The 22245-nt window shown below is 59.7% G+C and carries 21 protein-coding genes; 13 read left to right on the top strand and 8 right to left on the bottom strand.

Annotated features, from left to right (window positions below; translation table 11 throughout):
• Positions 1-30: 30 nt before the first annotated feature.
• On the bottom strand, positions 31-1458 hold the full coding sequence (gene argH, locus ACWKV9_RS17150; protein ID WP_483837319.1) for an argininosuccinate lyase: 1428 nt from the start codon (positions 1456-1458) through the stop codon (positions 31-33).
• A gap of 299 nt (positions 1459-1757) precedes the next feature.
• On the opposite strand from argH, the gene ACWKV9_RS17145 reads away from it, so the two are divergent.
• Positions 1758-2723, top strand: coding sequence for a LysR family transcriptional regulator (locus ACWKV9_RS17145; protein ID WP_483837318.1), 966 nt, complete (start codon positions 1758-1760; stop codon positions 2721-2723).
• Positions 2724-2768: 45 nt separating this feature from the next.
• Here ACWKV9_RS17145 and ACWKV9_RS17140 read toward each other — a convergent pair whose 3' ends face one another.
• From ACWKV9_RS17140 to ACWKV9_RS17120, 5 genes are all read right to left on the bottom strand, one after another.
• Positions 2769-3086 (bottom strand): hypothetical protein, encoded by a 318-nt coding sequence (locus ACWKV9_RS17140; protein ID WP_483837317.1) that lies wholly within the window; start codon positions 3084-3086, stop codon positions 2769-2771.
• A complete protein-coding gene (locus ACWKV9_RS17135) occupies positions 3083-3640 on the bottom strand; it encodes a thiamine pyrophosphate-binding protein (protein ID WP_483837316.1) in 558 nt (185 codons plus the stop codon). Before ACWKV9_RS17135 ends, ACWKV9_RS17140 begins: the two co-directional genes overlap by 4 nt.
• The gene (locus ACWKV9_RS17130; protein ID WP_483837315.1) at positions 3637-4809 is read right to left on the bottom strand and encodes a PepSY-associated TM helix domain-containing protein; all 1173 of its coding nucleotides are present in this window, start codon (positions 4807-4809) and stop codon (positions 3637-3639) included. The genes ACWKV9_RS17135 and ACWKV9_RS17130 overlap by 4 nt, the downstream gene beginning before the upstream one ends.
• A 259-nt stretch (positions 4810-5068) precedes the next feature.
• Complete coding sequence (locus ACWKV9_RS17125; RefSeq protein WP_483837314.1) at positions 5069-5767, bottom strand: HAD-IA family hydrolase; 699 nt, start codon at positions 5765-5767, stop codon at positions 5069-5071.
• A gap of 90 nt (positions 5768-5857) precedes the next feature.
• Positions 5858-6052 (bottom strand): hypothetical protein, encoded by a 195-nt coding sequence (locus ACWKV9_RS17120; protein ID WP_483837313.1) that lies wholly within the window; start codon positions 6050-6052, stop codon positions 5858-5860.
• Positions 6053-6088: 36 nt separating this feature from the next.
• Here ACWKV9_RS17120 and ACWKV9_RS17115 point away from each other — a divergent pair, with 36 nt between their 5' ends.
• Positions 6089-7576 (top strand): YdgA family protein, encoded by a 1488-nt coding sequence (locus tag ACWKV9_RS17115; RefSeq protein WP_483837312.1) that lies wholly within the window; start codon positions 6089-6091, stop codon positions 7574-7576.
• A gap of 156 nt (positions 7577-7732) precedes the next feature.
• A complete protein-coding gene (locus tag ACWKV9_RS17110; protein WP_483837311.1) occupies positions 7733-8491 on the top strand; it encodes a class II aldolase/adducin family protein in 759 nt (252 codons plus the stop codon).
• Positions 8492-8599: 108 nt separating this feature from the next.
• On the opposite strand, the gene ACWKV9_RS17105 is transcribed toward ACWKV9_RS17110, so the two are convergent.
• On the bottom strand, positions 8600-9313 hold the full coding sequence (locus tag ACWKV9_RS17105) for a cupin domain-containing protein (RefSeq protein WP_483837310.1): 714 nt from the start codon (positions 9311-9313) through the stop codon (positions 8600-8602).
• Positions 9314-9334: 21 nt separating this feature from the next.
• A complete protein-coding gene (locus ACWKV9_RS17100) occupies positions 9335-10192 on the bottom strand; it encodes a GNAT family N-acetyltransferase (protein ID WP_483837309.1) in 858 nt (285 codons plus the stop codon).
• A 509-nt stretch (positions 10193-10701) separates the two neighbouring features.
• On the opposite strand from ACWKV9_RS17100, the gene ACWKV9_RS17095 reads away from it, so the two are divergent.
• From ACWKV9_RS17095 to argE, 10 genes are all read left to right on the top strand, one after another.
• The gene (locus tag ACWKV9_RS17095) at positions 10702-11370 is read left to right on the top strand and encodes a haloacid dehalogenase type II (protein WP_483837308.1); all 669 of its coding nucleotides are present in this window, start codon (positions 10702-10704) and stop codon (positions 11368-11370) included.
• Positions 11371-11437: 67 nt separating this feature from the next.
• Entirely contained in the window at positions 11438-12712 is a 1275-nt protein-coding gene (locus ACWKV9_RS17090) for an NAD(P)/FAD-dependent oxidoreductase (protein WP_483837307.1), read from the top strand.
• A 119-nt stretch (positions 12713-12831) separates the two neighbouring features.
• The gene (locus tag ACWKV9_RS17085) at positions 12832-14469 is read left to right on the top strand and encodes an ABC transporter substrate-binding protein (RefSeq protein ID WP_483837306.1); all 1638 of its coding nucleotides are present in this window, start codon (positions 12832-12834) and stop codon (positions 14467-14469) included.
• Between the two features lie 31 nt (positions 14470-14500).
• The gene (locus tag ACWKV9_RS17080) at positions 14501-15457 is read left to right on the top strand and encodes an ABC transporter permease (protein ID WP_483837305.1); all 957 of its coding nucleotides are present in this window, start codon (positions 14501-14503) and stop codon (positions 15455-15457) included.
• Complete coding sequence (locus ACWKV9_RS17075) at positions 15454-16329, top strand: ABC transporter permease (RefSeq protein WP_483837304.1); 876 nt, start codon at positions 15454-15456, stop codon at positions 16327-16329. Before ACWKV9_RS17080 ends, ACWKV9_RS17075 begins: the two co-directional genes overlap by 4 nt.
• Position 16330: 1 nt before the next feature.
• On the top strand, positions 16331-18172 hold the full coding sequence (locus ACWKV9_RS17070) for an ABC transporter ATP-binding protein (protein WP_483837303.1): 1842 nt from the start codon (positions 16331-16333) through the stop codon (positions 18170-18172).
• Positions 18169-18477, top strand: coding sequence for a (2Fe-2S)-binding protein (locus ACWKV9_RS17065; protein WP_483837302.1), 309 nt, complete (start codon positions 18169-18171; stop codon positions 18475-18477). The genes ACWKV9_RS17070 and ACWKV9_RS17065 overlap by 4 nt, the downstream gene beginning before the upstream one ends.
• Positions 18459-19835, top strand: coding sequence for an FAD/NAD(P)-dependent oxidoreductase (locus ACWKV9_RS17060; RefSeq protein ID WP_483837301.1), 1377 nt, complete (start codon positions 18459-18461; stop codon positions 19833-19835). The genes ACWKV9_RS17065 and ACWKV9_RS17060 overlap by 19 nt, the downstream gene beginning before the upstream one ends.
• Positions 19832-21010: an NAD(P)/FAD-dependent oxidoreductase gene (locus ACWKV9_RS17055; RefSeq protein ID WP_483837300.1), complete on the top strand. Its 1179-nt coding sequence runs from the start codon at positions 19832-19834 to the stop codon at positions 21008-21010. The genes ACWKV9_RS17060 and ACWKV9_RS17055 overlap by 4 nt, the downstream gene beginning before the upstream one ends.
• Positions 21007-22164 (top strand): acetylornithine deacetylase, encoded by a 1158-nt coding sequence (gene argE / locus ACWKV9_RS17050; RefSeq protein ID WP_483837299.1) that lies wholly within the window; start codon positions 21007-21009, stop codon positions 22162-22164. Before ACWKV9_RS17055 ends, argE begins: the two co-directional genes overlap by 4 nt.
• The last annotated feature ends 81 nt before the right edge of the window (positions 22165-22245 follow it).

The following is a 22245-nucleotide window of genomic DNA, read 5'->3' as shown; positions in this document are numbered from 1 at the left end:
GGTGTTTCTCCGAAGGCGTGGCGCCGGGGATCAGATACGAAACCCGCTGTAGGTTCCAGCCCATTGCTGTTGCTCGGTCAGTGCAGTCTTCAAACGACCGATCTGCTCACGCACTCGCTCTGGCGCCGTCCCGCCCCAGCCGCTGCGCGCCGCGATGGCGGCCTCAAGCGTCAGGCATTCACGCACTTCAGGAGTCAAACGCACGTCCACTTCAGTCAGCATGGCCGGCGTGGCTTCCCACAGCTCGATGTCGTGCTTCTCACACAGCTGGACAAGTGCGCCAGTGATCTCGTGGGCTTCTTTGAACGGCACGCCGCGCACGGACAGCCAATCAGCAACTTCCGTGGCCAAGGTGAAGCCCAGTGGGGCCTGACGACGCAGCTCATCGACATTGACCGTCATGGTGGCAACCATGCCCGCCATTGCAGGCAGTACCAACAGCAACGTGTCCACGCTGTCGAGCACGCTGTTTTTGTCTTCGCTCAAGTCGCGGTTATACGACAGCGGCAGGGATTTAAGTGTCGACAGCAGCCCGGTCAGGTTGCCAATCAGGCGTCCAGCCTTGCCACGCGCCAGTTCAGCAATGTCCGGGTTCTTCTTTTGCGGCATGATCGAGCTGCCAGTGGCGTAGGCATCGTCCAGACCTACCCAGCGAAACTGTCGCGAAGACCACAGGCAAAACTCTTCCGCCAAGCGAGAAATGTTCACCCCGAGCATGCTCGCGACAAACAGAAATTCCGCCACGTGGTCACGACTGGCGACCGCATCAATAGAGTTTTCGCACGGGCCGGTGTAGCCCATTTCCTTGGCGGAGTACTCCGGCTGGCGGGCGATGGCGGAACCTGCCATCGCAGCTGCTCCCAGCGGCGAGAGCGACGTGCGCACGTCCCAATCCACCAGGCGCTGAACGTCGCGCAGCATTGATTGCGCGTGGGCGAGCAAGTGGTGGGCGAAGACGATGGGTTGCGCTTGTTGCAGGTGTGTAAAACCTGGACAGATGCTTTCAACATGCTGCTCAGCCTGTGCCACCAGCGCGTTTTGCAGACCGAGTACTTCGGTGGTGATCAGCCGCGCATGATCGCGAAGAAACAGCCGCAGATCGTTGGCCGTCTGATCGTTGCGCGAACGCCCGGCGCGCAGCTTGCCGCCCAGTGCGCCAAGGCGTTCGGTCAGCACTCGCTCGATAAAGGTGTGAACGTCTTCATCGTCCTGAGTGGGATGCAGCGTGCCTTCGCGAAAGTCATCGCCAATCTGATTCAGCGCCTGGACCATGGTCTCGGTTTCGACGTCATCCAACAGCCCGGCGCGCTGCAGTTCGTGGGCGTGAGCGCGGGAGCCGGCGAGGTCGTAAGGCGTCAGGCGGAAGTAGCGTTCCGGACAGCGGGACAGTGCGGCCAAGGCTTCGGACGGGCCGGTCTTGAAGCGTGCGCCCCACAGGCGATCGGTTGGCTGAGACATCGTTTTTTTCCTCTGCATGCGCGAATTCGATAGCCGGGAAAAACCGGAGATCGCGTCTTGCTTGCAAAAAGCGCGCGTCGTCGTCCGATAATTTTCTGACTTTGGAGGGCAGTTTCGAGTATCAAGTCCTGATCGAAGTGTCAGGTTTTAATCATTTTTAAATCAGCGACTTGTCACTGATCGGGGCATCGAATGGAAAGTTGCCAATCGCCATTGTCTGTGTTCATCATGACGGCTCGGGCATGTTTTTGTTGTGAGTCACAGCCTGTTGAATACGACGGGCGAGGTAAATAAGCATTATGGAAACCCCACTTTCCACTTCTGGAAACTTGCCGCCCAAACCTGGAGCCAGAGCGCCGTTATCGCTGAGCGGTCTGGACTTCAAACTGTTGCGAGTGTTCCAGGCAGTGGTTGAGGCCGGCGGCTTCAGTGCTGCGCAAAACGAGCTGAATGTGGGACTAGCCGCCATCAGCAAGCAGATTTCCGACCTCGAAATTCGTATTGGCATGCGCTTGTGTACCCGCGGTCGCGAAGGGTTTTGTCTGACCGAAGAAGGCAAACTTGTCTATCAGGCGTCCATCGAATTGTTCGCCTCTGTAGATAGTTTCCGCGACAGAATTAGTTCAGCGCAGCATGAGTTGATTGGCGATCTAAGCATTGGCGTTATCGATAACACGATGTCCGATGATCATTCGCCGTTAATTAATGGGCTTAGAACAATGCACGACGAGGCCCCTAAAGTAAGACTGCGACTTCATGCCGCACAACTGGATGAAGTCGAGCGCGGCATAGTTGAGGGACGGATGATTTTGGGTATCGTGCCGGTATATCAGCAGCGTGAAGAGTTCGATTATTTTCCGTTGTATGAAGAACGGTCCCACGCTTATTGCGCCACAGGGCATCCGCTGTTTCACGTTGCCGAAAGCGATCTGGACGAAAACACCCTGCGTCACTACGAGGTCATCAACCACCGTTACGCCATCCACCGTGACAAGGCCAGTTTCGTCACGTACGACAGCCAGTCAGCGTCAGCTTCACAGGTTGAGGCCGTAGCGATATTGATACTGACGGGACGCTTTATCGGTTTTCTGCCCAAGCATTACGCCGACCGGCTTGTGAGGGAGGGAACGCTTCGCGCCTTGAGGCCGGACCTTATTCAGATCCAGACCCCATTCAACCTGATCCTGCGCCATAACGCCCCGCGCAGCCCGTTGGTGAAAGCTTTTGCCGTTGCGCTAGGAGTCGATTTAAAACCGGGTTTTTGAACGAATGCTGTAGGAGCGCGCTTGCTCGCGAAAGATTCCGACGGGTTACTGCTTTGTCTTGATCTTGCTGTGATCAATCTCCAACGTATGCCCCGCGCCCATGTCCATCAGCACGTAAAACTCCCCGTCCGGGCGCTTGAAGGTGAAGGTCGAGTCGTCCCCGAATCGCCCCGCCACCAACGTTTTCTCGTCATAGCCAATGACGTCCACAGTGACACCGTTGGCGGCGCTGCCGTGGGCGAAGCCGCCTTTGCACTGCACTTGTTCGGCAGCGAGCTCCCAGCACTCACACAACAGAGTATGGGCGTGGGCGGGCAGGCTCATCGTCAATAACACCGCGGCGGTGATGAATAGATGCGTCATGGACGGGCTCCTTGTGTTTTCAGCCATTCGACAGTTTTTGGCGATGCCTTGGCCAGCGTAAGGGTGGTCTGGTGGACCGTACCGTCCCAGCCTTCCAGCGTGATCCACAATTCGTCATCAGGGGAGGCAGATGCGGAAACCGAAACCTCGGCCCCCATGCGATACGGGCTGCCTTCAAAAATTGCGCCAGCTGCTCGCAGGCTCCGGGGTTTACCGATGCGCAGGTAGCCCGCTTTGATCTGCGGGATGCATGCCTTACACAGCGCGGCGTTGAATTCGTTCACGTAGATGCCCGGGGCTTCGGTTTCCGGGCCATCGTCATGGGTTTCTGCCAGTGTCAGGCTCCATGGCCCGACCTGGACGTCGCCGATGATGCGTTCTCCCAAGCCGGTGTCGCCGCGAAAAAAAGCCATGTCACGAAAGTACTGCGGCATGAATCCCAGCGGGATCAGCAACAGCAGAATGCTCAGGTGGAAGCGCCATTTCAGCCACAGCTGTCGTGGGCGCGAGATAGGTTTGGCTTGGTGGTCGAGTGGCGTCGCGGCCTTGCTCATGGGCTGACCTCCGAAGTGGTGCGCGTCAGTCGAGCGGGGCGGCGCAGTGCCGCTGCGGTCGCCAGCGCCGTGCGTTTGGTCCAGATCAGCAAACCGCTGAGCACCATCATGCTCAGCAGCAGACCGAAGAACATCCAGATCATTTTTATCCACAGGCCGCCAAAATCACCGGTGTGTAGCGGACGCATCGATTGCGTCACGAACTCCAGTTTCGAGTAGTCCGAGAGCAAGCGCTGTTCGGCAATTTGCCCGTTGTAAGGGTTGATCGACGCGCTTTGGAACATGAGCGGATACCAGCCGCGCCCTGACAGCGATAGGTGGTTGTACGCCGTGCCGGGGAAAGTGACCGCGCTGATTTCAAGCCCGGGGATGCCGTTTTGTGCGGTAGTGATGGCGTCATCCACCGCGATCAATTTCGGTGGTTGGCCATCAGCGGTGCGCGGCACTTCCTGACGCGCAATCATGTCTGGCACGCCTTCGGTGGAAATATCGATGTGGTTATCGAACAGGATTGCTTGAACCAGAAACCACAGCCCGGTGATAGCGATCGTGGCGATAAACCAGATCGACCAGATGCCGGACAGGCGATGAAAGTCGCCCCAGAACACCCGCGCGCCCTGATTGAAACGCAACGTGGGTTTCAAGAACGATCGCCAGAAACGCTTGAACACCACCAGCCCGGTGACCAGCGAAGCCAGCAGCGGCAGGCTCAACAGCGACACCAGATACCAACCCCAACTGAAGCCACTGGTGAACGGCACCAGCCACCAGCCGTGCAGCGCTCGGGTGAATTGCTGGAAGTCAAAGTCGGGGTTTTTACCCTGTATCACGCCGGTATAGGGGTTAACGAACAGCGTCGCGGAACTGCCATCCGGGTTGCTGACGATGGCATTCAGCGCGAAGTGCGATTCATCGGGGCGGTTGATTTCACGGATCACCAACTCAGGACGCGCCTTGTTGATGGCCTCCACGGCTTGGCCAAATGTCAGCAGTGGCGCGTCGTCGGATGGCTGAGTGGCGCGTATTTCAGGCAGCGCCAGCCAGACGATCTCCTGACTGACCACGGCCAACGTGCCTGTGACGCAGACAATCAGTACGAAAAACCAGATGGGCAAGGCCAGCCAGCTGTGGACAAGGAACCAGGTGCGCGAGCGCGACTTCTTGGACATGGGTTGCGTCTTTTGTGCGATGAGAGGGCCGCGATAAAAGCATCAGCGGCAGGACCAAACGATTTGGCCCTCTATCATTCACGAATGAGACGCAAAAACCTGCCAAATAAGATGCAAGCAAATGTTTCCTAAATGGCAGCAACCGGAACCTCTGTAGGAGCGAACTTGTTCGCGCGCCATCACGACTGCCACACCTCGTAGTTCGCTTCGCCACAAGTTGGCTCCTACAGCGGGGCGTAAAAAACGCCCCTGCGCAGGCTCAACGCTTATCGCTGTATCCCGGTAAACCCCAGTCCTGCGGCACAAACTCCGCCAGCGAGCCCAGCATCAAATCCGCATGAGCATATTGCTCGGTTGGCATGTGCGAATCCGGCACAGCAACAGCGAACATCCCAGCCGTTTTTGCCGCCGTTACGCCAAATGGCGAGTCTTCGAACACCAGGCAATCCTTCGGGTCGACGCCCAGACGCCGTGCTGCCACCAGAAAGATATCCGGTGCAGGCTTGGCGGCTGTGACGTCCGGATCATCAGCCGTGACCACGTGGCGGAACAGCTCAAACCAGGCGCGGTGCAGTGTGGTCTTGGCGTGGAAGTAATGAATGGAAGAGCTGGTGCCCACCGCAATCGGAATATTGTGTTCGGCCAAATGCCGCACCAGGGCTTCTGCGCCATGCATGGGCTGCGCATGAGGGAAGCGGTCGTCCAGCATCGGTTGCCGAACGTTGAGGAATTCATCAGCGGTCATCGGCAGTTGCAGGGCCTTGATCACGTATTCGGCAAAGTCCGTGGCGCCCCGGCCAATGGTGTGCTGCTTGACGTCCCAGCCAAACGACTTGCCATGACGCTTGGCGATGGTGTCAGTGACTTCGGTATAAATGCCCTCGGTATCGAGCAACAGGCCGTCCATGTCGAAAATGACTGCCTTGATCGGGCCCTTTGGGTTGTGCGCTTCGCTCATCTCATTGATCCCGTATGCAAATTGATGCCCAGCCTAACAACTGGCCGAAGACCATGGCTAGGGCGAAAGGCTGCAAATCAACCTCGTCGGTCAGATCAATGCAGCCCCGAGGGTGCGGGAAGCGGCATTTGTGACCGATGCACGGCCTGAAAGGGCAAGCGGCTTGCAGTCGGGGATGCCGCCACCGCAGACGAGTGCTAATCTGCCCCGGTTCTCGGCAGCATCAAACGCTGCTTCGGCCAGGGTCGCCCGACCGTCGAAACCCCTCAGGGTCAGGGAAGACATCAAACACCACCAGAACGGACATCTTCGAGTCGACACATGAATAAATCAGCAAAAATTGCCGTAGGCGTCGTTGTGGTAGCAGGCGCGTTGATCACCGCAGGCGCCTGGTACACCGGCGTTCGGCTGGAAGGTGTACTTGGCGAGGCCATTGTCGAGGGCAACAAACAGCTCAAGACCGCCATGGTCGGGCAGCAAGGTGATGCGAGCGTGGAGCTGATCTCCCTTGACCGTCACGTCTTCACCAGCACCGCGCATTACCGAGTTAACGTGCAGAGCCCTCAGTTCAATCAGGGGCAGCCGGTTGAACTGCTGCTGGTCGATAACATCGAGCACGGCCCGTTCCCGTGGTCCCGCATCAAGTCCCTCAAGCTGGTGCCTGTCATGGCGGCCAGCAACATGCAGCTGGAAAAGAACGCCTTTTCCGAGCGCTGGTTCGCGATGACCAACGACCAGGCACCGCTGACGGGCCACTTCAGCATGGGCTACGACCGTGCTGGTGAAGGTCAGGTCAACTTCCTGCCATTCCAGTTCGAAGACGAGAAGGGCTCCTTCAAGTTTTCCGGCTTCACCCTCAATGCTCAAGCCAGCGGCGATGGCCAGAAGCTCAAGGCTACCGGTCAGCTCGATAGCCTGGACATCAATGCTAAATCTGAAGAGGGCCCGGTGCGCATTGCGCTTCAGAACTTCACGTTCGAGACCGGCGGCACCAAAGGCAAATCCGGACTTTACCTGGGGCACAGCGATGCCAAAGTCGCCTCGGCCGTGTTGCAAGTGGTCGGCAAGCCGCCGGTTGAGCTCAAAGATTTCGTAAATACCAGCCTGCTTCAGGAAGTAGAGGGCAACCTGAGCGCCCAGGTCAGCTACGACATCGGCATGATCAGCTACAACGGTAAGCAGATCGGCTCTTCGCAGATGCTGTGGAAGTTCGCTAACTTCGACATCGCCGCGACCCAGACGCTGCTCCAGTTCTACAAGGACAAAATCCAGCCGCAGGCCCAAGCGGCCGCGATGGCGGGCGAGCGCTTCACGCCGCAACTGAGTCCTGCCGATCAGGCGATGGTGCAAGCTGAGGTCGCTAAGCTGCTGACTGCCAAGCCGCACATCGAGCTGGAAAAGCTGGCGCTGAAAACCAAAAACGGTGAGAGCCATTTCAGCCTTGTCCTGGACTTGAATAATCCAACTTCGCTGGACCAGGCAGGCCCTGCGCTGCTCAAGCAGTTGCTGACTCAGCTTGATGCGAAATTGCTGCTGTCCAAGCCGATGATTCAGGATCTGGCAACACTGCAAGCCGCTTCTGCCGGTGTGACCGATCCCATGACCATTGCGCAGCAAGCCAAAGATGCAGCCGACACCGCGGGCGCCATGGCGATCATGCTGGACGTGGGCAAGGTCGAAGGAGACAACATCACCTCGAACCTGCATTACGCCAATGACGTCGTCGACTTTAACGGGGACAAAATGAGTGCCCAGCAGTTTGCCGAGTTTGTGATGACCAAAGTCGGTGTATTGAACGGCGGGCAGTAACGGACCCTCTGTAGGAGCGCGTGCCCGCGATGGCATATTTGAATTTGTTGCAGATGTAGCAACCAAAGCATTATCGCGGGCAAGCGCGCTCCTACAGATGTTAGGCATCACCGTGCTGCATCAGTCCTAATACCGAACAGCCACCGGAGCCTGAGAATGAACCGCCCTGAACACATTCAGCCACTGGAGTGGCAAGCCCGCTGCGAACTGGCTGCTCTGTACCGGATGATTGCTCACTTTCGGATGACCGATCTGATCGACACGCACATCAGTTTGCGCGTGCCGGGGCCTGATCATCACTTTCTGATCAATCGCTACGGCGTGCTGTTCGATCACATGCGTGCCAGTGACCTCGTGAAAATCGATCATGCGGGGAAGATAGTCGACCCTCTGTATGAGAACCACGAAGTCAACGAAGCAGGCTTCGTCATTCACTCTGCCATCCACATGGCGCGTGCGGACATGAACTGCGTGATTCACACCCATACGGCGGCGGGCATGGGCGTCTCTGCTCAGGAACACGGCCTGCTGCCCATCACTCAACACGCGCTGAAGTTCTACGGCAAATTGGCGTATCACACGTACGAAGGCGTGGCGTTGTGCCTGGACGAGCGCGCGCGTCTGGTGCGGGATCTCGGCACGCACCGCGCGATGATTCTGCGTAATCACGGCTTGCTCGCCGGTGGGCGAAACGTGGCTGAGGCTTTCCATGAAATCCACTTTCTGGAGCGTGCCTGCCAGGCGCAGATTCAGGCGCTGGCCGGCAACAGCAAGCTGATTTACCCCTCCGAAGAAGTCTGCCGCCTGACCGCCAGCCAGTTCACCGACGACGAGGAGGGCATGCGCCTGATCGAGTTGGCGTGGACCGCCGCGCTGCGCTTGATCGAGCACCAGCGTGGGGATTACGCCTCATGAAGACAGTGACCGCGCCCCCAATTTTGTAGGAGCGCGCTTGCCCGCGATGAGGCCAGTTCTGACGACACGTCTCCAGAAGTTCCTACTAGGATGCGCGCTCCAGCCCCCTTAATTCACCGCATAAAACTTGCGCACGTACACCGTGCTGGTCCAGGCGCAAGGCGTGCCTTGGGGGACGAATACAGTGTCGCCGGGTTTGACGATTACGCTCGTACCATCCTCGTGGGTCAGTTCGACCTCGCCCTCAATCAGGTGCATCAGTTCGTGAATTTTGTGTGGTCGTGCCCCCCGCGCATACGGGGTCGAGTCCCACACTCCAATACGTAGCGTGCTGGCGGTGTCTTCGAACAGATTGTTGCTGCGGCACTCCGGGGTCGGGCCAATCAGAATGCTCGCTTCGGGGGCTGCCGATGGCGAGAGGACGGCGCGATGGTCGATGAGCGTCACGCCGGATTTATCAGCGCCGTTGGCCCGTGCAGCGGCGCAGAATGCCCAGATGCTGCCGTTTTGAGTGTCGATCTGCACCTCAGTGCCGCGTCCGATCACAGCACTTTGACCCGGTTCGATTTCCAGCTTGCGATCGCCACTGCGCAGGGTCACGAGGCCGCGATGCACCACCAGCATCTCGGTGAAAGGATAACGCTCAACCGTCACTGAACCACTGGCCTGAACTGTCCCCGCAGCAATCCCCTCATCATCTATGAACGCCGTCTTGCGACCGTCCGCAAAAGGATCGTCCGCGCTCAGGCGGCCCGCCACAAAGGGCGCGTCCACAGAGGTTTGATCAGCGCGTGCCAACAGCAGAACGACAGGATGCGACATGGGTGAGTCTCCAGAAATGAATTAGCCAATTGCCTGAGTGACCAGTGCGAACTGTTGTACGCCTTGCCTCGCTTGTGGCGCGGCGCCAAGACTCATCTGCGTAACCGCGTCCACGCGCTTGAGCCCCGCGTCGTCGAGCCACTGGGCCAGACCGCAATCGGTAGGAATGTCGATTCGCACAAACGCATACGGCACTTTGCTGAGCAGTTCTTCGATCATGTGTTTGGCTTGATCCACGTCTTGCGCGATCACAGGGCCGATGCACAGTCCGCGACCGAAAGGCCGCAGCAGCGCGAAGCCTTGAAGCTGGCCATCTCGCTCGATACCGACCCCGAATTCGTAGGCGGCGAGCAGATCGTCCAATACCGCGCTCCGGTCCAGGCCGCTGCCCGCATTGGCCAGTTCGACAAGGCGCGACGCGTCAGCGTTGTGCAGCCCACGACAGCTATGACCAGCGTTGAGTGGCGTCGACCCCGACAAGGTTGCCTGCCCCTGACGTTGCTCGATCTGGCCAAAATCCTTGAATCCCATCTTGGCGTACAGCGGCGCACCGGCCAGCGTGGCGTTGAGGATCGCGGTGCGCGGTGCGACGGTTTCCAAAGCCAGGTTCATGAGCTGGCGGCCAACGCCCTTGCCTTGATAGTCGTCACTGACGATCACCAGACCGATGGTGGAGAACTCGCCCTGATGACAGGCAAACGAACTGCCAATCAAGCGGCCATTGTCTTCGGCAATAAACCCTTGGGAGACACGCTGCAGCATGGCCCAGTCTTCCAGCCGATGTGGCCATTTCAGGGCAGCCGACAACGCGTGGGCGTTAGCGACATCGGCGGCGGTCATCGGGCGATAGTTATAGGCGGGACGTTGGGAATCCGGCATGAGGGTCTCCGTTTCAAAGGTGTGCGCGAGCGTTTAGATACGTTTACTGAGGTGCTGTATCCCATCTGTTGAACGGGGTGACAAGGGGGGTAAGAGGATTCGGTAGATTCCCCGATCCGCAGGCATTCAGACCACAGTAACTGCTTAAATGAACGTCGCCGTCGGCAGCAAATGCTTAGGGTTTTTCGCGTGCCGACGTTCCGCTTCTGATTGATCGGTGCGCAAGCAGGATATGCGGCGTAAAAGCCTGTTTTTGCCTTGCTCATGGGGGCAAGGAACCATAAGAGCGCATGAATCTGGGGTTTGCCCAAGGCTGGAGCGCCCCGCAAAGTGTGCTGAGCGCAGCCTGTAAAACGGCTTTTTCTATCAAGCAGCCCGCACTTTTAACGCCATCTGCTGATTTCACGGTGTTGTAATGAGGTTGTGTTGCAGCGTTGCAATCACAGCTCTGGCAACGGGGCCAATGCTCGTCATGCCATGACCTCAACGAACTTTCAGGACCGCACAAAATGAGCTTTCTTCGACCTAAATTCATTACGTTCGACTGCTACGGTACGCTGACCAACTTCCACATGGGCACCATGACCCGCGAGATCTTCGCTGATCGTGTACCCGCCGAGCAGATGGACCAATTCGTCAAGGATTTCTCGGCGTACCGTCTGGATCAGGTCATGGGCGACTGGATGCCTTATGACGAGATCCTCAAGACTGCGCTGGCGCGGACCTGCAAACGTTGGGGCATCGAATACCGCGAAGAAGGCCAGCTCTATTACGACGCCGTGCCAACCTGGGGCCCACATGCTGATGTGCCCGCCGGTCTTTCAAAAATTGCCGACAAGATCCCGCTGGTGATTTTTTCCAACGCCAGTGACAGCCAGATCATGTCCAACGTGGACAAGCTGGGCGCGCCATTCCATAAAGTGTTCACCGCTGAACAGGCCCAGGCCTACAAGCCGCGTCTGGCTGCGTTCGAATTCATGCTTGATAACCTGGGTTGCGGTCCGGAAGACATCTTGCACGTCTCCTCCAGCTTCCGTTATGACCTGTTCCCGGCCCACGACATGAAGATCAAAAACAAAGCGTTCGTCGCCCGTGGTCACGAAGTACCTGCCAACGAGTTCTACGGCTACCGGCAGATTCCGGACATCGGCGGCCTGGCCGCATTGGTCGGTCTTTAAGCCTGCAGCATCCGCGACTACCAGCACTTTTCAAGGCGCTCATGAGTGAGCAAGCAAGGGGAACGACATGCGCAGTGAATCCTACTGGCTCGACACCGCACCTGATTTCAACGGGGCACAGGTCGGTGCCGTAGAAGGTGAGGCCGACGTCGTGATCGTTGGCGGTGGGTTCACCGGACTTGCGGCTGCGCGTGCGTTGGCCTTGAAGGGCGCCAATGTCGTGGTGCTCGAAGCGGGGCGAGTGATCGGTGAGGCATCGGGGCGCAACGGCGGCCAATGCAACACCGGCGTCGCTCAGGATTATTCAGCACTGAGCGCTAGCCTTGGACCGGATCAGGCCCGCGAATACTACAAAGCATACGAAAGCGCCGTGCAGAGCGTCGTGACGCTGGTTGAGCAGGAAAATATCGCCTGTGATCTCAAGCGTAACGGCAAGCTCAAGCTGGCAGCCAAGCCCATGCATTACGAGGGCATGGCGCGCACCTGCGAATTGATTCGTCGCGAGGTCGATGCCGACGTCGAGTTGCTGACCGCAGAGCAGGCTCGCGCCGAAGTCGATTCCGCCGAGTTTCATGGCGGGCTTTTGCAGCGTAACGGCGTGCAGATGCATGTCGGGCGCTTCGGTGTGGGGCTGGCCGACGCTGCGGTGCGTAATGGCGCGCGGGTGTATCAGGACGCAGCGGTCAAGGACTGGAAAGCCAACAACGGCGGCTATCGCGTCAATACCGCAAAAGGCTCGATTCAAACCAAGCAGATTTTGCTGGCAACCGGCGCTTGCCAGCACGGCGGACCGGGCTGGTATCGCCGCCGTATCGTGCCGGTGGGCAGCTTTGTGGTGGCTACCGAAGTCTTGCCGCAAGCACTGATTGCGCAGTTGTTCTCGCAGCAGCGCTCCTATGTCACCAGCCGTTTGATCGGCAACTACTTCCGCATCACCCCGGACAATCGCCTGTTGTTTGGCGGTCGGGCGCGTTTTGCCATGTCCAATAGCACCTCCGACGCCAAGAGCGGCGTGGTGTTGAAGGCGGCGATGACGCAGATGTTCCCGCAGCTCGCCAACGTGAAGATCGACTATTGCTGGGGCGGGTTAGTGGACATGACGTCCGATCGCCTGCCCCGAGCCGGCGAGCACGACGGCATCTTTTACTCCATGGGCTACAGCGGTCATGGCGTGCAGATGTCGGTGCACATGGGCGGCGTCATGGCCGACGTCATGGACGGCAACGCTCAGGCTAACCCCTGGCGCGAACTGGACTGGCCGGCGGTGCCTGGTCATTTCGGCACGCCGTGGTTCTTGCCGCTGGTGGGTGCGTATTACCGCTTTCAGGACAGCCGTCATTGATGGCGGCACGTAAGAATTAAAAACGGATTTTTGCTTCACCGTCGTCGTTTGCGTTTCAAGGACGCTGCGGTCAACCGCGAGCAACTCGGACAACCCCATTTTCGACAGGTAGAACTGATATGGCTGACAAGAAAGTCGAACCCCAACTGATCACAGGCCAAGACAGCCTGCGCGTTTTCGAAGGCCTTAATCGCGGTATGTCTCGCCGCGATGCATTACGCATGTTAGGGGTTGCCGGGGTCGCTGCGGCGGGTGCCGGGAGCCTGTTCGGCGCGGCCGGGAAAGTCTTTGCCGATGAGGCGGCGACGCCTGCCAAGGGCAAACCCGGCGGACGCATTCGCGTAGCGGGCATGTCCAGCTCCACCGCCGACACCCTGGACCCGGCCAAAGGCGCGCTGTCCACGGACTACGTGCGGCATTTCATGTTCTACAACGGTCTGACGCGATTCGACAGCCATCTGGTCCCGCAGCTGGAACTGGCCGAGCGCATCGACAACGACAAGGCGACGGTCTGGACCATCACCCTGCGTAAAGACGTAACGTTCCATAACGGCAAAGCGCTTACCGCCGCTGACGTGGTGTTCTCGCTGTCCCGCCACAAAGACCCGGCCACCGGCTCCAAAGTCCTGCCACTGATGGCGCAGTTCTCCGAGGTCAAGGCTACCGGCCCGCTGGAAGTTCAGATCACACTGAGCGCACCGAATGCCGAGCTGCCATCGATCCTGGCGGTGTCGCACCTGTTGATCGTGCCCGAGGGCACCACCGATTTCAGTCAGGGCATCGGCACCGGGCCGTTCAAGGTCAAGGAATTCAAACCGGGCGTGCGTTCGGTCAGCGTGCGCAACGCGGGCTACTGGAAGCCAGGTCTGCCGTATCTGGACGAGATCGAATTCATCGCCATCGGCGACGAGCCATCTCGGGTCAACGCGTTGCTCTCCGGTGATGTGCACATGATCAACGAGGTCAACCCGCGCTCGACTCAGCGCATTGCCGCCAGCACCGGGCACCGCGTGGTGGATGCGCCTTCAGGTAACTACACTGACCTGATCATTCGTCAGGACCAGATGCCTGGCCAGAACGCCGACTTCACCCAAGCGATGAAATACCTGCTGGACCGCGAGCAAGTGAAGTCCGCCGTGTTCCGTGGCTACGCCGTCGTCGGCAACGATCACCCGATCGCGCCGGGTTCGCGCTACTACAATGCCGAACTGCCACAGCGTGCGTACGATCCGGAAAAAGCCAAGTTCCTGCTGAAGAAAGCCGGCATGGAAAAGATCACCATGCCGCTGGTCTGCTCGCCGGCGGCTACTGGTTCTGTGGACATCGCCGTGCTGTTGCAACAGTCCGCCAAGTCGGTGGGCCTGAACCTCAACGTCAACCGCGTACCGAGCGACGGCTACTGGTCCAACCACTGGATGAAGCACCCGTTGAGCTTCGGCAACATCAACCCGCGGCCCAACGCTGACGTGATCTTTTCGCAGTTCTTCCAGTCAACCGCGCCATGGAACGAGTCGGGCTGGAAAAACGAGCAGTTCGATCAACTGCTGATGCTCGCTCGCGGCGAAACGGACGATGCCAAGCGCGCCAAAATGTACGGCGACATGCAAACGCTGGTCAGTGAGAACTGCGGCATCGGCATTCCGGTGTTCATCAGCAACATCGATGGCGTCGACCAGCGCATCAAAGGTTACAGCAGCAATCCTCTGGGCGGTTTCATGGGCTACATGTTCAGTGAGCAAGTCTGGCTGGATGCGTGATTGCGGCGTGAATTGATGCGGGAGCAAGACGATGAATAGCAACACACTGTGGCTGATCTGCCGGCGCTTCGGTGCCGCGATCGTGACCTTGTTGATCGTGTCCATGGTGGTTTTCGCCATCACGGCCGTGCTTCCCGGTGACGCGGCGCAACAGTCCCTCGGGCAGTTTGCGACGCCGGAACAGGTGGCGGCATTGCGCCTGAAACTGGGCCTGGATCAGCCGGGTGTGGTGCGTTACCTGCATTGGTTGATGAACCTGATCAGTGGCGATCTGGGCACTTCGGTGTCCAGTGCCATGCCGGTCAGTGAGCTGATGGCTGGGCGGGTTCCCAACACCATGATGCTGGCGGCGGTCACTGCGCTGGTGTCGGTGCCGGTGGCGTTGACCCTGGGTATCGGTTCGGCGATGGGGCGTGGCGGACGTGTCGACAGCATCCTGAGCTTCATCACCCTGGCGTTGGTCGCAGTGCCGGAGTTTCTGGTGGCGACGCTTGCGGTCCTGGTGTTTGCAGTGAACCTGGGCTGGCTGTCGGCGCTTTCCTACGCCAGCGACATTACCTCGCCGTGGCAATTCATGCGCACCTACGCCTTGCCGGTCATGACATTGTGTTTCGTGATCGTCGCGCAAATGGCGCGCATGACCCGCGCTGCAGTGATCGATCAACTCGACAGCCCGTACGTTGAAATGGCCCGGCTCAAGGGCGTCAGCCCCGTGCGGATTGTGCTGCGTCACGCGCTTCCCAACGCCATCGGGCCGATTGCCAATGCGGTGGCCCTGAGCCTTTCGTATTTGTTGGGCGGCGTGGTCATCGTCGAAACCATTTTCAACTACCCCGGCATCGCCAGCTTGATGGTCGATGCCGTGACCAACCGCGACATGGCGCTGGTTCAGGCTTGCACCATGCTCTTCTGCACGGCTTATCTGCTGCTGGTTTTGCTGGCTGACCTGTGCGCAATCCTGTCCAACCCGAGGCTGAGAACCCAATGAACAACCTCATTGTGAAGTCGACGCCAGGCACGCCCGATCTGGCCACTGGCAAAGTCTCCCACGGCCCGTCGTGGCTGGGTTTGCTGGGCGCGGCGATGTGTTTTATCTGGCTGCTGGTGGCGATCTTCGGACCGTGGCTGGCGCCGCATCCGGTCGGCGAAGTGGTGTCCGACAACGTGTTCGATGTGATGGGCATGGCTCATCCTTTCGGCACCGATTATCTGGGCCGCGACATGCTCAGCCGGGTGCTGGTCGGCGCGCGTTTCACTGTCGGGCTGGCGCTGATTTCGGCGGTACTGGCCAGCGGTCTGGGCACGACCTGTGCGTTGCTGTCGGTGGTCGCCCCCAAATGGCTGGATGAAATCATCAGCCGTTTGATGGACGCCTTCATTTCGATCCCGAGCAAAATGTTGGCGCTGATCATGGTCTCGGCATTCGGCTCGTCCGTGCTGCTGTTGATCTGCACGGCGGTGCTGAGTTTTTCGCCGGGCGCGTTTCGGATCGCTCGCAGCCTGGCGGTCAACATCGAGGCCCTGGAATACGTGCAAGTGGCGCGGACCCGTGGCGAGCGTCGGCTGTACATCGCCTGCGTGGAAATCCTGCCGAACATGCTCAATCCGGTGCTGACCGATCTGGGCCTGCGCTTTGGTTTCATCGTGCTGCTGCTCAGCGGCATGAGCTTCCTTGGACTTGGCGTTCAGCCGCCGGATGCCGACCTCGGTTCGCTGGTCCGCGAGAACATTGGTGGCCTCAATCAGGGCGCGCCAGCACTGGTGATACCGGCGTTGGCGATTGGTACGCTGACTATCGGCGTGAACCTGTTTATCGACCGGATCTCGTCTCGACGTAGCCGACGTTCAGGAGGGCATTGAGATGAGTGAATTGATTCGAGTCCACGACCTGCGCGTGGTCGCTGGCGGCGATAAGGGCGAGGTCGAAATCGTCAAGGGCGTGAGTTTTTCCTTGGAAAAAGGCGAGGTGCTGGCGCTGATCGGTGAGTCTGGTTCCGGCAAGACCACCATCGCGCTGGCGCTGCTGGGCTATGCCCGACGCGGCTGCCGACTGGCGAGCGGCATTGTGCAGGTCGGCGAGCACAATATGCTCGGCCTGGAAGAGAGCAAACTGCAAAACCTGCGCGGCAATCGCGTGTCGTACATCGCCCAGAGTGCTGCTGCCGCGTTTAACCCGGCCAAGAAGCTGATCGATCAAGTGATCGAAGGTGCTCTGATTCACGGTCTCGGCACGCGCAGCGAATTGACGGCCAAAGCCGTCGGCCTGTTTCGCGATTTGTCCCTGCCTAACCCGGAAAAAATTGGCGAACGTTATCCGCACCAAGTCTCCGGCGGGCAGTTGCAGCGGGTCATGGCGGCGATGGCGTTGATCAGCGATCCATTGCTGGTGGTACTCGACGAGCCGACCACGGCGCTGGACGTCACCACGCAGATCGATGTGCTGCGCGCCTTCAAGCGCGTAGTGCGTGAGCGCGGCGCGACAGCGGTTTATGTGTCCCACGACTTGGCGGTGGTCGCGCAAATGGCCGACCAGATCGTGGTGCTCAACGGCGGCAAGGTCATCGAATACAGCAGCACGGCGGCGCTGCTCAAAGGACCGTCCGAGGAGTACACCCGCAGCCTGCTCGCAGCGGCCCGCCCCGACGCGACTCTGACCCCCGCCAGCGAAGTGGTTAAAGACACCACGCTGTTGACGATCAAGGGCATGACTGCCGGTTACGGCAAAAAGAGCATGCAGGGCATGCCGATGATTCGCGTACTCGAAGACATCGACCTGACAATCACTCGCGGCCAGGCCATCGGTGTGATTGGTGAGTCAGGCTCCGGCAAATCAACGTTGGCGCGGGTGGTGGCAGGCTTGCTCGATCCTGCGCGCGGTGAGCTGGTATTTGACGGGGTGCCGTTGTCCGGCACGTTGTCGGGCCGCACCGACGATCAATTCCGACGCATCCAGATGGTGTTCCAGAACGCCGACACCGCGCTCAACCCCATGCACAGCGTCGCCACGATACTGTCGCGGCCGCTGAAGATGTATTTCGGCCTCAAGGGCGCGGCATTGCGTCAGCGCGTCGATGAACTGCTCGATCTGGTGCGCTTGCCTAGAGCGATGGCGGATCGGCGTCCCAGCGAGCTGTCAGGCGGTCAGAAACAACGGATCAACCTGGCGCGTGCGCTGGCGGCCAAGCCAGATCTGATTCTGTGCGATGAAGTGACCTCGGCGCTGGACACCGTGGTCGGCGCGGCGATTCTTGAACTGCTCGGCGATCTGCGTCGTGAGCTGGGAGTTTCGTACCTGTTCATCAGCCATGACATCTCCACCGTGCGTGCGCTGTGCGATGACATCGTGGTGATGTACAGCGGCCACAAAATCGAAGAGGGCACCCGCGAAGCGTTCAGTCAGGCGCCGTTTCATCCCTACACCGACCTGTTGGTGCATTCGGTACCGGAATTGCGTCAGGGCTGGCTGGAAAACTGCGGCACTACTTGCGGCAAGCTTCCGCCGATCAGCGCCCCGGCCAACGTGCCGGAGCTGTGTACCTTCCTCAATCGTTGCCCGGTACGCGTCGAAGGGCTGTGCAACAAGACCGCGCCAGGGCGTCGCGACATTCAGGGCGGCAGCGAAATCCTTTGCCATCTGAGCAGCGACGAACTGCAAAGCACACAAGAGCATTCCAACAGCATGATCGTGGGAGCCTACGCATGAGCGGGCGTTTCGTAAGACTGGGCGAGCGGGATCGGCCGAGTGTCAGTCTGGTGGTGGACGGTGCGCCGATCAAGGCGTTGCAGGGCGACACACTGATGGTCGCGTTGCTCACACAGGGCGCATCGTTGCGCGAGTCGGAATTCGATTCCGGCCGTCGCTCGGGCTTTTGCCTGATGGGGGCTTGCCAGGATTGCTGGGTCTGGACGCGCAGCGGCGAACGCTTGCGCGCCTGCTCCAACGAAGTGCGCGAAGGGCTCGATATTGTCACCACACAACCGGAGGCGAAATGGCCACTGCACGGGTAGTCATCGTCGGTGCAGGCCCTGCCGGCACACGCTGCGCTGAAACGCTGTTGGCGGCAGGTATCAAACCGATCCTGATCGACGAAAACCGTCGCGATGGCGGCCAGATCTATCGTCGTCAGCCCGAAGGTTTCAAGCGCGATTACAGCGCGTTGTATGGCACCGAAGCTGACAAGGCTAAAGCCCTGCACCAGAGTTTTGACCGGCTGCGCACGCAGATCGATTACCGGCCGGACACATTGGTGTGGAACCTCACGCCCGGGCAGCTGAACTGCGTCAGCAACGGCAGGCATTCGGTGATCGATTACGACGCGCTGGTTCTTTGCACCGGCGCCACTGACCGGCTGATGCCTATTACCGGCTGGCAACTGGCCGGGACTTACAGCCTGGGTGGCTCACAAATCGCGCTCAAGGCGCAGTCGGTGTCCATCGGCCACAGCGTGGTGTTCATCGGCAGCGGCCCGTTGCTTTATCTGGTCGCCAGTCAATACGTCAAAGCCGGAGCCAATGTGGCGGCGGTGCTCGACACCTCGCCGTTCAGCAAGCGTATCGCGGCGCTGCCCAAGTTGTTGGCGCGCCCGGCGGTGCTGTTCGAAGGCATGAAGCTGCTGGCGCGCCTGTATCGGGCCAAGGTCGCCGTGCATTTGGGCGTGGAACCGGCGCAAGTGCTGGGCGACGAGCAGACGGGTGTCAGCGGTGTGCGCTTCAAGACCGGCGCTGGCCGTTTAATGCAGATTGACTGCGACGCGGTGGCGCTGGGTTATCACCTGCGCCCGGAAACCCAACTGGCCGATTTGGCGGGTTGTCGCCTGCAGTTCGATGACGTGTCCGGGCAATGGCTGCTGGCCGTGGACGAAGAGGGTCGGACCTCTGTCAGTGGCGTGTATGCGGCTGGCGACGGCGCCAAAATTCGTGGCGCCGATGCCGCCGAACAGGCCGGACGTTTGGCGGCCAATGCGCTGTTGCAAGATCTGAAATTGTCGGTGGATGCCACCGCAGTGCAGGCTCAGAAACAGTCATTAGTGGTCATGGATACGTTCCGGGTCGGGTTGTGCGAGGCGTTCCCCTGGCCTGTTGCTCAGGCCAAAGCCTTGCCTGACGAAGCGATTATTTGTCGCTGCGAAATGATCACTGCCGGCGAGCTGCGAGGCGTGGTGGGCGAGAAGGGCGCCTGCGAAGTCAACCGCGCCAAGGCGTTCAGCCGCGTCGGCATGGGCCGCTGCCAGGGCCGTTATTGCTCGCAGGGGGGCGCCGAAGTCATTGCGGCCGAAGCGGGCGTGCCGGTGCAGGACGTGGGTCGTCAACGCGGTCAGGCCCCGGTCAAACCGCTGTCGATGAAGATGGAAGAGGTGAACTCATGACCCCGCAAAAAAGCGACGTACTGATTGTCGGCGGCGGATTCATGGGCACCGCGTCGGCGTTTTTCCTGCGCCAGCGCGGGCACTCGGTCACGCTATTGGAGCGCGATCAGGTCGGGCAATACGCCAGCGGCGTGAACTTCGGCAACGTCCGCCGCCAAGGGCGGCATCTCGCGCAGCTGGATCTGGCGAACCGTTCATGGGCACTGTGGAAACGCATGCCCGAGCTGATCGGCGAAGACCTGGAGTTCTTGCCCAGCGGCCATATGCGCGTGTGCTACGACGAGGCGCATATTCCTGAACTGGAAGCCTACGCTGCGGCGCCAGAGGCTCGCGAGCTGGACCTGGAAGTCATCGCCGGCAAAGCCCTGCACGAGCGTTTTCCGTTTCTCGGTCCAGAGGTAAAAGCCGGCTCCTATGCACCCCATGACGGCCACGCCAACCCGCGTCTGGCGGCACCTGCTTTTGCTCGCGCCGCGATTCGCGCGGGTGCCAGAGTCGAGGAGCGTACCGAAGTGGCGGACGTGCAAAAGGTCGGTGGCGAGTTTCATGTCACTACTACCGACGGTCGCTTGTTCACGGCGGCCAACCTGCTAATCACCGCTGGCGCGTGGGGCTCGAAGCTGTCAGAACAATTTGGCGAACCGGTGCCGCTGGAAACCCACGGCCCGCAAATGGCGGTCACTGAACCGGTGCCCTATTCGCTGCCGACAGTGATTGGCGTGTACACCAAGATTCCTGAGGAAGTGATCTACTTCCGGCAAATCCAGCGCGGCAATATCGTGATCGGTGGCGGCTATCGCAGCCGCCCGGACATGATCAACCGCCGCGCCCATGTGGAGCCGCGCAGCATCATCAATCAAATCGAGCAAATGCGCCGCTTACTGCCGGGCGCGGTCAACCTGAACATCATCCGCGTGTGGAGCGGCATCGAGAGCTACACACCAGATTCGTTGCCGGTGATCAGCGCCAGCGGCAAGGTCGATGGGCTGTTTTACGCGTTCGGCTTCTGTGGCCATGGGTTCCAGCTGGGCCCTGGCGTGGGTGACGTGATGGCTGAATTGATCAGTACCGGTCAGACTCGAACCCACATTGCCCCTTTTGACATTCAGCGCTTTGCAGATCCGGTGCCGTTAACTGGCCTGTTGAGCCTGCAAACTACGAGCAAAGTCTTATGAAGCCGCGTGTACTGGACATCCTCAAGCGCCTGATCGCGTTCGACACCGTGTCGTCCGAATCGAACATGGCGCTCATTGAATACGTACGTGACGTGCTGGCGACCAAGGGCATTGAGTCGCTCATCGTCAAGGACGAAAGCGGTAAGAAGGCCAACCTCTTCGCCAGCACCGGGCCAAAGGAACAGCCAGGCATTTTGCTGTCCGGGCACACCGATGTGGTGCCGGTTGCGGGGCAGGCCTGGACGCTGCCGCCGTTTGAAGCGACGCTCAAAGACGGGCGCATCTACGGGCGCGGCACTTGCGACATGAAGGGCTTCATCGCGCTGGCCATCGACGCCATGCTCGATGCGGCGGACCTGACGTTGACGCGCCCGCTGCAACTGGCTTTGTCCCACGACGAAGAGATCGGTTGTGTCGGCGTACGGCGTTTGCTGGACGTTCTGGACCTGGCCCCCTTGCGCCCGTTTCTGTGCGTGATCGGCGAACCGACGTCGATGCAGTTTGCCCTCGGCCACAAGGGCAAAAGCTCCTATCGCACTTACTGCCGTGGTCAGGAAGCGCATTCGTCGCTGGCGCCGCGCGCGGTCAACGCGATTCACTTGGCGAGCGACTTCATCGGCGCGCTTCGCGACAGCCAGAAGCGCATCGAAAAAACCGGTCTGCGGGACGAGGGCTACGACATTCCTTACAGCACCGTTCACATCGGCCGCATCGATGGCGGCAAGGCGCTGAACATCGTGCCGAACCTGTGCACGCTCGAGTTCGAATTCCGTAATTTGCCCGCCGATAATCCCGATCAATTGCTGAACGAATTGCGTGAGCGCGCGGAAGCCTTGGTGCGCGAGGCGAAGCAGGTGTCGACCGTTGCGGCCATCGACATCGAGGTGATGAACGAGTACCCCGGCCTGGACACGCATCCCAGCGTCGAAGCCGTGCGTTTGCTGCACAGTTTCGCCGCTCCCGATACGCAGCATGTCAAAGTATCGTTCGGCACCGAAGGCGGTTTGTTCGCCAATCGCCTGAACGTGCCGGTGGTGGTGTGCGGGCCTGGGTCCATCGAGCAGGCGCACAAGCCCGATGAGTTCATCGACGAAACACAGCTGATGGCTGGCGAGCGTTTCCTTCAGACCCTGCTCGGATCACTGAAACAGTAGGGCCGTGGTCGGGTGGGAACTGTGCATCCGGCGCTGCTAGAGTGCCGGATGAAACGCGTTCGCGGGCAAGCGTGCTTCTAC

It is taken from the genome of Pseudomonas corni, from assembly GCF_057128765.1.
The sequence above is the reverse complement of the archived record's forward strand: the minus strand, read 5'-3'. Positions and strand labels throughout refer to the sequence as shown.